The sequence below is a fragment of the Vibrio sp. 10N.261.51.F12 genome, assembly GCF_041471725.1.
GTDB lineage: Bacteria > Pseudomonadota > Gammaproteobacteria > Enterobacterales > Vibrionaceae > Vibrio.
The window spans coordinates 14,327-28,439 of sequence record NZ_JBFROV010000031.1 but is presented as its reverse complement, the minus strand read 5'-3'; the positions used below and the strand labels follow the sequence as shown (position 1 = coordinate 28,439).

Annotated in this window: 13 protein-coding genes; 10 read left to right on the top strand and 3 right to left on the bottom strand. The window is 43.1% G+C overall.

What is annotated here, in order from left to right; genetic code table 11:
• The first annotated feature begins 251 nt into the window (after positions 1 to 251).
• Together AB4405_RS16775 and AB4405_RS16770 are read left to right on the top strand one after the other, a co-directional pair.
• Entirely contained in the window at positions 252 to 1,157 is a 906-nt protein-coding gene (locus tag AB4405_RS16775; RefSeq protein ID WP_102468634.1) for a LysR substrate-binding domain-containing protein, read from the top strand.
• Between the two features lie 126 nt (positions 1,158 to 1,283).
• Entirely contained in the window at positions 1,284 to 1,763 is a 480-nt protein-coding gene (locus tag AB4405_RS16770; RefSeq protein ID WP_372061919.1) for a DUF1097 domain-containing protein, read from the top strand.
• Between the two features lie 127 nt (positions 1,764 to 1,890).
• On the opposite strand, the gene AB4405_RS16765 is transcribed toward AB4405_RS16770, so the two are convergent.
• Positions 1,891 to 3,522 (bottom strand): ATP-dependent endonuclease, encoded by a 1,632-nt coding sequence (locus AB4405_RS16765; RefSeq protein ID WP_102468632.1) that lies wholly within the window; start codon positions 3,520 to 3,522, stop codon positions 1,891 to 1,893.
• A 231-nt stretch (positions 3,523 to 3,753) separates the two neighbouring features.
• Here AB4405_RS16765 and AB4405_RS16760 point away from each other — a divergent pair, with 231 nt between their 5' ends.
• From AB4405_RS16760 to AB4405_RS16750, 3 genes are all read left to right on the top strand, one after another.
• Complete coding sequence (locus tag AB4405_RS16760; protein WP_372061918.1) at positions 3,754 to 5,454, top strand: bifunctional UDP-sugar hydrolase/5'-nucleotidase; 1,701 nt, start codon at positions 3,754 to 3,756, stop codon at positions 5,452 to 5,454.
• 228 nt (positions 5,455 to 5,682) lie between these two features.
• Entirely contained in the window at positions 5,683 to 7,386 is a 1,704-nt protein-coding gene (locus AB4405_RS16755; protein WP_372061917.1) for a cation:proton antiporter, read from the top strand.
• A gap of 1,059 nt (positions 7,387 to 8,445) precedes the next feature.
• Positions 8,446 to 8,850 carry a GFA family protein gene (locus AB4405_RS16750; RefSeq protein WP_372061915.1) on the top strand — a complete coding sequence of 135 codons (405 nt, stop codon included), beginning with the start codon at positions 8,446 to 8,448 and terminating at the stop codon, positions 8,848 to 8,850.
• 6 nt (positions 8,851 to 8,856) lie between these two features.
• Here AB4405_RS16750 and AB4405_RS16745 read toward each other — a convergent pair whose 3' ends face one another.
• Positions 8,857 to 9,546 carry a tRNA (adenine(22)-N(1))-methyltransferase TrmK gene (locus tag AB4405_RS16745; protein WP_372061914.1) on the bottom strand — a complete coding sequence of 230 codons (690 nt, stop codon included), beginning with the start codon at positions 9,544 to 9,546 and terminating at the stop codon, positions 8,857 to 8,859.
• A 166-nt stretch (positions 9,547 to 9,712) separates the two neighbouring features.
• On the opposite strand from AB4405_RS16745, the gene AB4405_RS16740 reads away from it, so the two are divergent.
• Positions 9,713 to 9,994 carry a hypothetical protein gene (locus AB4405_RS16740; RefSeq protein WP_102468627.1) on the top strand — a complete coding sequence of 94 codons (282 nt, stop codon included), beginning with the start codon at positions 9,713 to 9,715 and terminating at the stop codon, positions 9,992 to 9,994.
• A gap of 64 nt (positions 9,995 to 10,058) precedes the next feature.
• Here the strand turns inward: AB4405_RS16740 and AB4405_RS16735 are convergent, their stop codons facing one another.
• Positions 10,059 to 11,300 carry a leucine-rich repeat-containing protein kinase family protein gene (locus AB4405_RS16735; protein WP_372061913.1) on the bottom strand — a complete coding sequence of 414 codons (1,242 nt, stop codon included), beginning with the start codon at positions 11,298 to 11,300 and terminating at the stop codon, positions 10,059 to 10,061.
• 315 nt (positions 11,301 to 11,615) lie between these two features.
• Here AB4405_RS16735 and AB4405_RS16730 point away from each other — a divergent pair, with 315 nt between their 5' ends.
• From AB4405_RS16730 to AB4405_RS16715, 4 genes are all read left to right on the top strand, one after another.
• Complete coding sequence (locus AB4405_RS16730) at positions 11,616 to 12,311, top strand: pseudouridine synthase (RefSeq protein ID WP_372061911.1); 696 nt, start codon at positions 11,616 to 11,618, stop codon at positions 12,309 to 12,311.
• A gap of 174 nt (positions 12,312 to 12,485) precedes the next feature.
• Positions 12,486 to 12,869 carry a nuclear transport factor 2 family protein gene (locus AB4405_RS16725; RefSeq protein WP_372061910.1) on the top strand — a complete coding sequence of 128 codons (384 nt, stop codon included), beginning with the start codon at positions 12,486 to 12,488 and terminating at the stop codon, positions 12,867 to 12,869.
• A gap of 42 nt (positions 12,870 to 12,911) precedes the next feature.
• Positions 12,912 to 13,319: a DUF1801 domain-containing protein gene (locus AB4405_RS16720; RefSeq protein WP_347231006.1), complete on the top strand. Its 408-nt coding sequence runs from the start codon at positions 12,912 to 12,914 to the stop codon at positions 13,317 to 13,319.
• A gap of 171 nt (positions 13,320 to 13,490) precedes the next feature.
• Positions 13,491 to 13,886 carry an ACT domain-containing protein gene (locus AB4405_RS16715; protein WP_372061909.1) on the top strand — a complete coding sequence of 132 codons (396 nt, stop codon included), beginning with the start codon at positions 13,491 to 13,493 and terminating at the stop codon, positions 13,884 to 13,886.
• The last annotated feature ends 227 nt before the right edge of the window (positions 13,887 to 14,113 follow it).

Genomic DNA, 14,113 nt, shown 5'->3' with positions numbered 1-14,113 from the left:
CTAGAGGTAAAATTGATAATTTTTAATATCCACATCAAATTTATTGATAAGTATTGTTCACTAGGTAGAATAGGGGGGCGGCGTAATAAGGCATTGGTTTCATTTGCAATTGATAAGCAATGCAATGCGCAGTGATGCTGGATTACTGAACAGGCTGATGTAGCCAAAGGTTTTGCTAAGAAAACTTGATATCAGTAAGATAAAGCGTGTTTAAACAAACATTAATTTATGAGCGTTAGAAAAGGATCATCATGCGGTACTCACTCAAACAACTTGCCGTATTCGACGCTGTCGCCGACAGCGGTAGTGTTAGTCAAGCTGCGGACAGGTTGTCTTTAACTCAATCAGCTACCAGTATGTCGTTAGCACAATTGGAAAAAATGCTCGGCCGACCTCTTTTTGAAAGACAAGGCAAACAAATGGCTCTTACTCATTGGGGAGTCTGGCTAAGACCAAAAGCCAAACGTCTGTTACAAGATGCCCAACAAATTGAAATGGGATTTTATGAACAGCATCTACTCAGCGGCGAGTTAAAGCTTGGTGCAAGCCAAACACCCGCTGAGCATTTAGTGCCTGATCTTATCAGCTCAATTGACAATGATTTTCCAGAAATGCGTATTACGTTAGGCGTCCAAAGTACCGACTCGGTAATAGAGGGTATATTGGAATACAAGTATGACTTAGGCGTAATTGAAGGTCGTTGTGATGATAACCGTGTCCATCAAGAAACATGGTGTCGAGACCACCTTACCGTGGTTGCAGCCGCCCATCATCCGTTTGCGAGAAGAGAGAAAGTCAGCTTATCTCAACTAGAACAGGCGCGCTGGGTATTACGCGAGCATGGTTCAGGTACGCGTAAGATTTTTGATAGCTCTATTAATCATCTTATTGCTGATTTGGATGTATGGCGTGAATACGAGCACGTACCTGTATTACGAAGTATGGTGGCGAATGGTCAATATCTAACGTGTCTGCCTTATCTTGATGTTGAGCAGTTTATCGAATCCGGTCACCTCGTTGCCCTTAATGTGCCAGAGCTCGATATGGAGCGAACATTATCGTTTATCTGGCGCGCAGATATGACGGAAAACCCATTGGCTGAATGTGTTAAACGTGAAGGGTTAAGAATGATGAAAGGACGTCCATCAGTACTTTAGTGTGACGCACGTCAATCTTTTCGTGCAATAAATGAAACGCACTTTGTCGTAATGTGTTCTCGATCACTTAAGTTTGGGTTTGATTTGGTTATTGTGGCATCAGTTTAATGCAGCTGGTGCCACTTTATGAGTCAACTTATCGCTATTTCCATCACGACAGGTCTTCTTTCTGGGTTATGGGGGTGGATTGCTATTTCCTTTGGTTTGTTATCTTGGGCCGGTTTTCTAGGGTGTACCAGCTATTTTGCTTCTCCTACCGATGGTGCAAAAGGGCTAGCGTTGAGCTTAGTCACTAACTTATCCGGCGTAGCGTGGGCATTAGTTATTATTCATGGTTCTTCGCTGATCAACCTCGAGATTGCAGGTTATGTCATTACCGCGTTAGTGTCGTTTTTTATGTGCTTTCAAGCCAAGCGCGCTTGGCTTGCTTATATACCAGGAACCTTTATTGGCGCTTGCGCTACCTTCGCTGCAAACGGAAACTGGCAGTTAGTGATTCCATCACTTGTTTTAGGTGGTTTGTTTGGTTTTGCAATGAAATCGAGCGGTTTGTGGTTGCATGCGAATCTAGCACCGAAGCGAGACGGGCTTGTGGAAGATAATTAATGAGATAACGGTACCTTAATCCGCTACCGCCGCATTCCTCGCGGCTGTTAAATGATGGTATCAATTATTTTTATACACACTTTTATGTGATTTTGTGAATGTTAATTAACGTCCGATCAGTGGGTGTTTAGGTATTTCCGTTTGCCATAGTAATGACGCGTTTCAATATCCAACGAATTAACAATGGAATACTGTCGACGCCGCGTCGCTCACACTCTCCAACAATGGCGAGGGCTAGATCGGGTTTTGCGTACTTTTTTAAAACTCGAACGACCACTTTATGCGGTGGGATCGGGTGGTCATTAGGAACTTTGATAAGTGTCTTAAAAAAACTTTCGAAGCCATTGATATACAAATAATGTTCAATGTCTCGCTCGGGAAGTTCGGTTAAGTGATGACGCGGATGCTCATTGTCCAATTGATGCATAACAGCGGCGGCATACTTTTTACCTGCAGCGTCACCATCGGTCACCACATGCCAATCTATGCCAAACGCTTTGGCTACTTTTATCAATGATTTAAGACCTGACTGGGCAAATTCAATGATCTGCACGCCTTCTGCTGCCAAATTATGCCCACTTAAGTTGGCGAGTTCATTGAATAACCAAACCTCAGTTTCACCTTCGACAAGAAGCCAACACCTTGCGAATAGCGCTCTAGAACGATGAAAGCGAATATGAAACCCAACACGCCGTAACTCATCTTGAGACAAGTGCTTCGTTGTTAATGATGTAGCAACCGTTTTATCTGACTGACGAACTAACCTTCGAATCGATTGTATCGGAACCGTGCCTAATAAGTCGCTACTATTTGTCGTGAGTATTTTTTGCATAGGAAGCATCTGCAACAAACTCCACGCACGAGATAAATGGGTGGGGTGGAGTCGTCCTTCGGGATCTTCAATAATGAGAATAGGTCGTGCGCAGCGGCGAAGATCATTTGGGCCCTTAGCCTGAAGGTAGGCATTGAGTAAGCCAAGTAATAGCAGCCGTGTTTGATGGTTTTTTGTTTCATCAATGATGTTAACTAAACTTTGCTCCGAATGAGGGCGGCTAAAGAATACCCCATCTCGGCTTTTAGTCGACGGCTCACGGGTATGGCTCTTAAATGAGAAGTAATGCTCTACTAAATGTCGCATTGTATTTAGGCTGCTTTTAATTTCCCCTTTGTTAACATGGCCCGGGACAGCAAGCAGTCGACGACAAGTATTGTTGATGCGCTTTTCTGCTCGAGAGTTATGAAATCGCTCGTATTCATAAGGGTGATTGAAGCGGCGGGAATCTCGAAGTCTAATCACTGGATGCAGTGTCATCAGTTCCTGAGCGATTTTTTCAGAATGATGTAAACGTAACGTTGTGCCTTCGATGTCGAGAAAGGCGTAGTGTTGCGTCACGGTGTATTCTTCCAGTGTCGCACTAATTCTGTAGTAAAAACGGTAATCTCCGTTTTCATCGACTTGCCAGACAGGCTTGAGTTTACGATACCGGCCAGACAGTGTTTCATTACGCTCAGTTGACACGAATGACAAGATGATTTGAAGATGTTGTGTTTGCGGATGGGAAACGGAATGATCAACGTGAAAGTCAGTCATTTCAAACTGATAGAGTTCGCCATCCGAGGGCAATACCACACACAATGCGTCGAGCAAGGAAGATTTACCCCAAGTATTTTCACCAATGAGGGTCGTTAAATCGTCGAGCGCTAAAGAAAGGCGCTTGATGCCTCTGAAACCAGATATATCGATTCGTTCCAATTTCATCCAACTCTCCCAAATATCTCGCAACCTAGGTGGTTTTCGTCTATCTCACTAAATTATAAGAAACTTATTGAATCTATGTTGGTTGATCGATCGTAAAATTGTCTAATAATGGTAGAAATATAGTGTGATGTATATCCTAATAAGACCTGTATAATACGCATGTGATTTCAAAAAATTCATTTGAATGTCACATAATGCGGGCTACCATCGGAGAGGAGAAAAAGAGAAATTATGATGATAAAAGCAAATAAACCTCTCAAATTGACCATCGCACATATCAACGACACGCACTCTTATTTCGAGCCGACTTCGCTACAACTCAACGTTGAAATCGATAATCAGGAATTCCATCCATTTGTCAGTGCTGGTGGTTTTGCACGTATTAAAACTCGAGTCGAGCAGCTAAAGTCTAGCCATAACAGTGAAGATTTTTTATTCCTCCATGCAGGTGACTGTTTTCAGGGAACGTTGTATTTTTCGTTGTTCAAAGGCGAAGCAAACTCGGATCTTCTGAATGCCTTAGAATTAGATGCCATGACGTTAGGCAATCATGAACTCGATATGGGTAATGAACCGGTCGGTCAGTTTGTACGAAGCATTCATTTTCCATTCTTGGCCGGAAATTGGAATTTATCTGAAGAAGGTGACAAAACATTCCCGATCAACAATTTGACGAATGTTTATCACTTTGACCCACTTACACGCACAGCACAATGGATTGAAAAAGTCGTCAATGGCGAAACCGTGGCAATTTTTGGGTTGTCGATCGATAAGATGGCGGACATCGCGAACCCTGACAGTGATACGGTATTTGAAAATGCAATCACGACGGCAAGTAACACAGTGGCAGCAATTCAACGGACAGGAACGAATAAAATTATTCTTCTTAGCCACCTTGGTTATGAGGCCGATCTAGAACTGGCTGAGCAGGTACAAGGTATTGGATTAATTATTGGTGGTCATAGTCATGTGTTACAGGGTGACTTTTCTGATTTAGGACTTGGTGAACAAGATCAATACGGTGTGCGAGTGAAGCAAACCTATGTGGTGCAAGCTGGTTTCCATGCTATGACACTTGGACATTGTGATATTACGTTTGATAGTGACGGTGTTGTAAGTGAATTCAGCGGCCAAAACGAGCTGTTAGTCGGTCGTCGAATATTTATGGATGTTGATTGCGCTCTAACCAATCAAGACTATGATGCGGTAAAAGCGAAAATACAATCGCACAATAATGTTGTTCAGTGTCGAAAAGATGAACAAGTCAAAAGTATCTTAAGAAACAAATATCAGCCGCGCGTAAAGGCATTGCAACAAACCACGATCACCAAACTAGGGCATGCATTACGACATGTTCGCGTACCTGATGCGCATGGTGGTAGCGAGATTGCGCCTTTTGTAGCTGAGTCATTTCACCATGCGATGACAGCGCTCGGCCATCGACCTGAGTTCGCGATACACAATGCGGGTGGAGTAAGAAATTCTCTTAATGCTGGTGATGTATCGGTCGCCGATATTGCGGGTAAGTTATTGCCATTTGCGGTACCTATTGGTGTTTATACAATACAAGGTTGTTTTATCCCGTTAATCATCGAGGGAGCCATCAATAATGCGATTGGTAACGGGGTCGTTGGGACTGGTTCCGGAAGTTATCCTTATACATTTCAACTTGAGTTTCAATATGACAAAGAGGCACCAATGGGTGAGCGCGTAAGTGGCGTGTTTATTGAAGGACGTCCGTTAGACGTAACAAGGATTTATACTGGTACATCAAGCGCTTATACGATGAAAGGCAAGGAAGGATATGATGCTATCCTTAATATGGAAGATGAAGGCATTGTGACCAATTGGTCAATGTCAGACTGTTTCATTAAGTTGCTGAAAGATAAGCCAGAACACGTTTCGTCGGCTCGCCATTACCGAAATATTTAGCTTGGAAATATAAAGTGGTCCCGTAATCGCTTTATTACATACCTAAGCGTCATGGCTGGGCCATGTCGTTCACTGCTCTGGAGAAGTGATGTGGCCTTGTTGCGTAAGCATCCGTCAAGTCAGTGGGTATATGAAGCGATGGATCAGACACTACAAAAGCGATTTAGATAAAGCGTTAACTACGGTTACTGTGCAAAGAATCCAAACTATTTCTGCGCAGAGTAACTGATGGAAAACTTAAACTTTTTTCATTTCGCGACGATGGTCATGCTGACTATCACAGCATTTATTGCCCTTTCTTCTTTCCTCAGGCTCGGTACTATTATTGGCTTTATTGCCGCTGGTATTGCTTTAGGCCCCCATACACCAGGCATTGTAGCGACAACTGACATTGAGTTTTTGCAGCAAATTGCTGACTTTGGTGTGGTGTTATTTCTTTTTACCATTGGCCTTGAGGTTAAACCACAAGACTTATGGAAAATGAAAAAAGGTCTCTTGGTACAAGGGATAGGGCAAGTTGCTTTAACGGCTAGTGTATTTTGTCTTCTTTATTATTACTTTGGCTTTGATTGGCAAGTTGGACTCGTTTTTGGACTGATCTTCGCGCAGTCGTCAACGGCGGTTGTGATGATGTTGCTGGAAGAAAAAGGAGAGACAAATACTGCCCATGGTAAGAACATATTTACCAATTTGATGGGGCAAGATTTGAGCATTGTACCTGTTATGGCCATTATTCCTGTCTTGGCTCATCAAAATACGGCTAGTTCTGATAATACGATAATGCCTCTGTTGTTGGGTATAGGTGCTGTCGTCGCTATCATTACAATTGGGCGTTATATCTTACCCAAAGGCCTACGTTGGGCTGTTCGTGTGCATAATAAGGAAGGGTTTGTTCTGTGTTTATTTGTCGCTTTGATAGCGACATTATGGTTGGTTGATGAAGTTGGACTATCGACAACACTTGGCGCTTTCCTACTCGGAATGAGTCTTTCTGGCTCTGACTTTCGCCACACTCTTGAGAGTGTCGTCAACCCATTTAAAGGGGTATTGATGGGGCTTTTCTTTGTCTCCGTAGGTATGTCGATTGATCCTCAGGTTGCTACTCACAATATCTCACAAGTTATCTTCACGCTATTGATGATCATCGCGATTAAACTCACTTCATTTTTTCTACTTGCGAGATTGGAAGGTCAATCGACTCGTGTCAGTATAAAAACCGCTTTTACATTGAGTCAGGTTGGAGAGTTTGCATTCGTATTGCTCGGTATTGCGTCATCAATAGGCATGTTAACTGTTGAGCAGGCTGCGACGGGTATTGTTGTTGTGAGCCTAAGTATGATCGCTACCCCATGGTTGAGTAAGTTAGGGGATGTTATCACCCAACATCTAGTGACTCAGTCAACCCCCGCATCGCTTCTTGGTGAAGAAGAGGGCGACGCGATAGTGATTGTTGGTCTTGATGAAGTCGGGCGTTTAATCGCTTTACTCGCAAAAAAAGCACAGATCCCTCATCTTGCGATTGATATCAACTACGACAGTGTTCAACGTGCAAAGTCTTTAGGTATTAACGCGCATTTTGGCGATATTACGATGCCGAGCATTCGTAAAAAAGCACAGTTGGAGAGAGCAAATGCGGTCTTTGTCTCTATTACTCATTCTGAATCACTGCGAAAAGTTTGTTTGATGCTTTCTCATTACCCTCAGTTAGATATCTTTGCTAGAACGAACTCAAGAGCGGATGAGTTTTACCTACGTGAGCATGGCATTGAATTTGTTGGCGCAACCTATATTGAGAGCACCCTTCTTAGAGGTCGTCATTTGCTCAAAAACTTTGGCTTACCTGAAAGTGAGGTGATGAAGTTGATTGATGAGTTGAAGGCTGAATTGTTTGAGCAAGATTATTTGAACTTCAAACAGGTTAGCCAACAATAATTAATAAATAGGGGCAATGCATACTCCTTTAAGGTCTATAAATTGGCTAACACGAACAAAAAAGCCAAGGTGTTGACAAGGTGGTATTCATTCTCGAATGTTTTCGATGTTGAGGCGACTGAGATAGCGATGTGGTATTGCAACCGTTAGAAGATTGAATCGTGGTTCAAATTGTTAAAAAGAATGGTCATCAGCTTGAGAATTAGCACCAAACAAGCGATGCATTGATACATTCAGCCTTGCTTGCTTGCTTGCTGGTCTGTGGGTGTCCTTGCAAATGTGTTAGGTATTAAATACTTATAAGACCCAAGGCATTAACAGGATGAAGGAATTAGCCAGTTTGTTTTTTGCTCAATCTGTGTGGATGCCTATGACTATGGGCTTTTTGCAAGGTCGTTTAATGCTCCAAATTAGCGTAGATTGTATTTGACGCTTAATCATGCGTATGTCTTCTGTGGATAGGCAAAGTTTGGTTTAAGTCGATTTCGCGGTTTAAGTCGATTAAAAGAGAAGAAAGTGGCCGGGTACTACACCGATCTCGGCCATTCCAGACGCGCAAGCAAAGGCGTTCTTCTTCAAGATAAAAAATAGTCGTTATTCAGTCAAGCCCATGACGGTGTTTCAACGTCCTAAAGGGCCAATAATCCCTTTGCATATAAAATTATGCGATTGATATATCATCTCTGATCACTTCTTTATGGTGAGCCATGCTGTTGCTCGTTATCGCTGATATCGATGAAGGTCTCGCGAGGATGACATTTGTGAACTCTTAAAGAACAGGGCAATCACATAGAAACCAGCTCATTATGGTCAAAATAACCTATTAGTAATAATGGTTCACACAGCACTATACGCTGACCCGGTATAGGGTATGCTGATGCATGAAACCATTAGATTGTTCTTTGACTGGTGAAGGCTAAAGAAAGAGGCGGAAAGGTGAAATTTGTTATTATCAAAGTGTTATTGACAGTATTAGTGTTTGTCGGTTTATTCGGGGTCGTCTATTACAAAGTATCAAGCGGAGTGATGTAGTCTAGTCGCAATTTAAAAGGACACAGTATGATCAAACGAGTAGGTGGTACGGCAATAGCAACTAAGCATCATGCCACGTGCCATTGTGGCGAGGTGGAAATGATATTGTCGCTGCCCAACGGTATTGTCAATCCTCGTCGATGCGACTGTTCAATCTGTCGTCGCAAAGGGGCCATCGTGATATCAGTACCGTTGGATGGCATTCGACTCATTAAAGGTGAGGATAGTCTAACGCTTTATCAATTTAATACACATACAGCCACGCATTACTTTTGCTCGATTTGTGGCGTTTATACTCAGCATCAGCGCCGTTCAAACCCAAACGAGTATGGTGTTAATCTTGGCTGCCTAGAAGGGGTGAATCCTTTTGATTTGGGTGACGTTGTCACTAATGATGGTGTCTGTCATCCCGCTGACCGAGTCGAGCGATAATTAGAGTTAAGTGAGTCGTGAAATAGTGACCGCTTGATAGGCATTAATGATAGGCTGAATGTTATCGTTCTTTCCTTTAGCAATGCGCTTGTAGTGATTGATCGTCTTGGTTAAATAATGCTGCGCGCAGAGTGCTTTTTCTTCGCTATTTGAGACCCAAATATCACTCCCTACATTACTTACCTTACGTGATGCATTCGTCCTGTCTGTCGACACAAGGAGCACCTCATAAAATCGTTGATTATCTTCTACAAGTGCTTCGGAGGTTAACCTTAAATCGCGTTCGATTAACGCCTCGCGTAGCGCGTATTGATGGTGTACTGGACATAATAAAAAATCGAGACTAATCGTAGGATGTTGATCGAGCAAGCAAGTAATAAAACGAATCATAAGATCGCCACCCACCCCTGCAATGATGATAAGTTGTCTGCCAGAGTATTGCCCCAGCGGAATGGCTGCGACATCCTGGCAATGGGTATGTGCTCGTACTTGGCCGGAAGAGTGGAACTGTTCGAGCTTGGCTGCAAGCTCTTGCATGAGTTTAGGCACTATATCAACAAAATGAATGTCCTTAGCGGCTTGGCGATCTAACAACGCTGCGCCAAGATATCCATGATCGCAGCAGCAATCCCAAATATGTGAATAGTGCGTTGCGACCATTTTATCTATCTGTATAAGCCGTTTACTGAGTTTCAAGGAAATTGCCTGTGAGAGTTAAAGGTTTTTGCGCATTGTAATGGTTTTCTTAGTGTTAGCGAAGTAGTCTGGAACCATCATGATTTATTTTGTTATTTGTTGGTCGCATTTTCTGGGCAGAGGCAGATAGCGCAGCTAACGGTTATTCCATTTTATAGGCAGTAATATGAATGTAGACAAAGCAAAAAAACGCATTGCTAAACAAGTAAAAAAAGGTTTTAAGGGGTACCCTCAGATAACGTTGGAATATCGTGGTGAAAGTGCTGAGCGAGCGACGGAAGTCATCGTTCAGTTTGTACTAGCAGAAGGTGCTCAGATTCAAGAAGAGCTGTTTGCTAGTAAAACGGATGCAAGAGAGGATGAAGTCATTCAATCTGCTTTAGTGAAAATTATCGAGAGAGCCAACGCGAACACGGTATTGGAAGTAGAAGGTGTGTCAGTGATCTAACGACGTTGTCGTGCGATGAATGGTGACTCTGATACGCAATAACAATATCAGAGTCACATTTGATTTAGGCGCGCACTTTGTTGTCCAGTGCCACATAGTGGTCACTACCTTTATCGCCAGCCGCACAAATATTCAGTAGATCATCAATAAAATGACGAAACGCACGGTGCTCAATCGCTTGAATTTGCGTTTGTTGTTTGGCTGACAACATGTGGTACATCGTAGCGGCACCAAAATCTCCGAAAATGATGTTTCCGCTGTCATCGACTAGGGTGTTGTGTGCATACAGATCACCATGGCACACCTGATTACTGTGCAGGTGATGAAAGACGTCTTCCATTTGGGCAACAATATGCACTATTTTATCAATAGGTAACGTAAAACCTGGTTCAAATGTGTCTCGCGTGCAGCTGTCTAGACAAGGTGGCAGTCCCAAATTTTTATAATGCGGAGGAATGAGGTTCATGACCAAGGCTAAGTAACCCGGCTCTTGGACTTGTGCTAACGATTGCACCAGGTTCGGGTGATTACCCACCTTCAAGCAAGCCTGCAATTCGTCCTCGGGATAGCCATCACTTGTGACTTCACCCTTAAATACTTTAACCGCAATTCCCTCTGGAAATGTGGATTGCGGTTCGTTCCATTTTGCTTTCGATATTACACCCGAAGCGCCTTGGCCGAGCGTCTCTAATAAAGTGTACGTCTTTTTGCTTAGCTGCGGTACCGAACGAATGTTGACATCGGACTCGCAAAACGGGTTTCCTGCAAACGCAAACCATGCAAGTTTCGGTAACGTTAGAAGATGATCTGGGCAATTCGTTAATTGATTCGCTGAAATTCTTACCAATTCTAGATTCTTAAGTTTACTCATCGTATCAGGTAAGCTTGTGAGATTATTGCCTGCAAGTGCGAGCTTCTGGAGCCTCGGTCGTTCTCCTAATGAGTCTGGTAACTCGTTAATCGCGTTATCCGTTAGAATAAGCCACCGTAAACGTTGTGGAAGCGAATGCTCAGAGACACGAGTGATTTGATTGGCCTTAAAACCAACCATTTCAAGGCTCGGGCAACGACCCAATACCTCAGGAAGTTCGGTAAAGCGATTATTTGAAGCAAAAACAATTTTTAGCTTAGTGAGTAATTCGAGTTCATTCGGCAGCGAAGAGAGTTGGTTGTTGGATAAATCCAGAATTTCTAAACTATCAGCAAGAGACAATATTTCTTTTGGAAACGACGTTAGATTTTCCGATAAAGCAAGGCGAGTGACACCGGCGAGTTCGCCTGATCTTAGCTGAGATAGTGTTTGCAAGAGAATACGTCCATACTGAGTTGTGGTTTAAAACGTGGCTAGTCTACGCGAAAACACCTTTGGGTGTGTAGTGAACTTATAAGTTAGCGAAAACTTTAACGATGAATGATGCTTTAAGCAGCAAATTGTCGCCCTTGGGTTACGCGTTTGATTGGCGGTGATAGTATGAGTCGTGGTGACGCCACTCCGCGCTATCAACGGCGTTATTGTTTCCTTAATTTGTACAAAACCTGAATAATCAGGTGACCATAGCCTGGCTAAAAACAATGTGGATTCAACAATGAAATGGACACAAACGATGCAGTTAAATAGATTATGAGATTAGACAAATTTGTATGTAAAAGTACGTCGCTCACTCGCGCGGAAGCGCTTGCCGTTATTACGTCGGGTGACGTGTCCGTTAATGGTGCGCCAGAATATAGTGAGCGGAGTCAGGTACATGAAAACAATGTCGTAACACTTCGCGGCGAGCGCCTTACTTGTCGTCCGTTTCGTTATATTGTGATGCATAAAACTGCAGATACTATCTGCTCGAACATTGATGAAGTTTACCCCTCGTTGTTTAATCAAATTGATGTTGAAAATAAACAAGAACTCCACATCGCAGGTCGCTTAGATGCTGATACTACTGGTTTGGTGCTGATTACCGACGACGGCAGGTGGTCGTTTAACATTATTACTCCCTCGAAACAGTGTGAAAAAGTGTACCGTGTAAAGTTGTTAAGACCTATTGCGCTCGATGCTGAAGAACGTTTTGTTACTGGGATTCAATTGCAAGGCGAGGATACCCTCACTAAGCCAGCGAAGTTAGAGGCGATTAGCTCATGCGATGTTCGCCTGACGATTACAGAAGGTAAATTTCATCAGGTAAAGCGCATGTTTTCCGCGGTTGGTAATAAAGTCATAGCGTTGCATCGAGAAAAAATTGGTGATGTTGAGTTAGATGTAGGTGCTGGTGAATGGCGCTACCTAACTGAGCGGGAAGTGGCGTTGTTTACTGTGACGGATTAATTTGTTCGTGTTTACAATCTGTCGAACGCACCGCAATTGACGACATAGATAATGTACAACTTTCTATAAATCTAACTCTTGAGCTACTCGGCTGGCTGAAACCTATTCTAGTATCTAAAATATGGGACATTGGCATCGGTTGTAAGAGATCTGTTTGATAGAAAGAGGCATGGCATGAATAACCAAATAGAACAAAATAAAAAGCACGCGGTTGAGTTTTATCAGACGGCGTATCTAGGCGATCCCAAAAAAGCAGTGCAGCGTTATGTCGGAGACGAGTACATTCAACATAATCCGCTTGTTATCGATGGCAAGCAGGGCTTTATCGACTATTTCACACGAATGTCCTTAGAGTTCCCAAACAAGAGTATCGAGTTTCTAAGGGCGATCGGAGAGGGCAATCTTGTTGCGCTGCATACACGACAATGTTGGCCTGGTGGAGATGAGTATGTCACGATGGATTTTTTTCGTTTTGATAATGACGGAAAAATAGTTGAACATTGGGACTCGATTCAAGGTGTTCCTCAGCAATCTGAAAACAACAATACGATGTTTTAATAGACTGCCCCTACATACGTTATAATTACGAGCGACAACAAGATGATAAACACGGATGTTCAGTCCAAGCTTGATAGTTACCCGGATGCTGCACGTCGCTGCATAGAGGCGCTACGCCAAGTCATTTTTGATGTCGCGGTCGAGCTTGAGGTAGGGCCAGTAAAAGAATCCTTAAAGTGGCACGAATTAAGTTACAGTGTCTCGTCAGGAAGCCCGATTCGTCTTAATTGGAAGCCAGAAGACCCCGAAAATTGTTACGTCTGTTTTCACTGTCAAACTAAGCTGGTGGCCACGTTCCGAGAGCTCTATGGTCATGGTCTTGATTTCCAGAATAATCGCTCGATTAAGGTGCCCATTGACACTTGGGTGAAAGATCCTCGGTTAGTTCATTGTTTCATGTTGGCGATGACCTATCATAAGGTGAAGCATTTACCGCTGCTAGGCGCTTAATGTGTGCCCACGGTTTGGAACGCTTGTTGGTATATAAGCTGCGTATTGAATGGGGCGGTATACTTCGGTTTCAACTATATTTCGCTATGAGCATTACGCTGTGAGCAAAACCTTGCATGGATGGGTATTTCATTTATATTCGATATAACGAAAGATAAAATGGACATCAAAATGGCAGGTATAACGGATATAGATCAACTCTTATGCTCAATGAAACCAGAGCTCCAACCTGGTGAAATGGTTTTTTGCACGGTTTCCCGTCAATTGGACGATTACAATGCGCTGCCTGTCATCGCGACGTTTGCTGAAGCGGAAGGGCTCACCCTTGTATTGAAAAAAGAAGACGCCGAGTCGGCTGGGCTTGAGTTTGATGGTTTATTTCGCCAGATCACGCTGACGGTTCATTCGAGCTTAGAAGCGGTAGGACTTACCGCTGCAGTAGCGACCAAACTTGCTTCAAAAGGTATTAGCGCGAACGTAATGGCGGCGTATTACCACGACCATATTTTCGTTCAATCAGAGAAAGCAGAATTGGCAATAGCAGCGCTAAATGAATTTAGTTCCTAATGGAACAAAGCTGTTTATTGCTTTGCTCGTAAAGCACGAGCTTGTCATCTAAATGGCGTCCACAAACCTTTCAAGCTATTGATATTCAAAAGCTATTGATATTCAAAAACTATCGACATTCTAAAGCTATCGATACACAACAACGTTGGTCGATAGCTTGCTCTCTCAGGGCAAGTCACTCTTAACCACACTTCTATTTAATCGATCGCGATTCAGCGATCGCTTCT

Excerpts from the sequence above, each read along its gene's own strand:
- AB4405_RS16775 (WP_102468634.1), top strand. The coding sequence starts at position 252 with ATGCGGTACTCACTCAAACAACTTGCCGTATTCGACGCTGTCGCCGAC.
- AB4405_RS16750 (WP_372061915.1), top strand. The coding sequence starts at position 8,446 with ATGATCAAACGAGTAGGTGGTACGGCAATAGCAACTAAGCATCATGCC.
- AB4405_RS16755 (WP_372061917.1), top strand. The coding sequence starts at position 5,683 with ATGGAAAACTTAAACTTTTTTCATTTCGCGACGATGGTCATGCTGACT.
- AB4405_RS16720 (WP_347231006.1), top strand. The coding sequence starts at position 12,912 with ATGATAAACACGGATGTTCAGTCCAAGCTTGATAGTTACCCGGATGCT.
- AB4405_RS16770 (WP_372061919.1), top strand. The coding sequence starts at position 1,284 with ATGAGTCAACTTATCGCTATTTCCATCACGACAGGTCTTCTTTCTGGG.
- AB4405_RS16730 (WP_372061911.1), top strand. The coding sequence starts at position 11,616 with ATGAGATTAGACAAATTTGTATGTAAAAGTACGTCGCTCACTCGCGCG.
- AB4405_RS16740 (WP_102468627.1), top strand. The coding sequence starts at position 9,713 with ATGAATGTAGACAAAGCAAAAAAACGCATTGCTAAACAAGTAAAAAAA.
- AB4405_RS16715 (WP_372061909.1), top strand. The coding sequence starts at position 13,491 with ATGGCAGGTATAACGGATATAGATCAACTCTTATGCTCAATGAAACCA.
- AB4405_RS16760 (WP_372061918.1), top strand. The coding sequence starts at position 3,754 with ATGATGATAAAAGCAAATAAACCTCTCAAATTGACCATCGCACATATC.
- AB4405_RS16725 (WP_372061910.1), top strand. The coding sequence starts at position 12,486 with ATGAATAACCAAATAGAACAAAATAAAAAGCACGCGGTTGAGTTTTAT.
- AB4405_RS16765 (WP_102468632.1), bottom strand. The coding sequence starts at position 3,522 with ATGAAATTGGAACGAATCGATATATCTGGTTTCAGAGGCATCAAGCGC.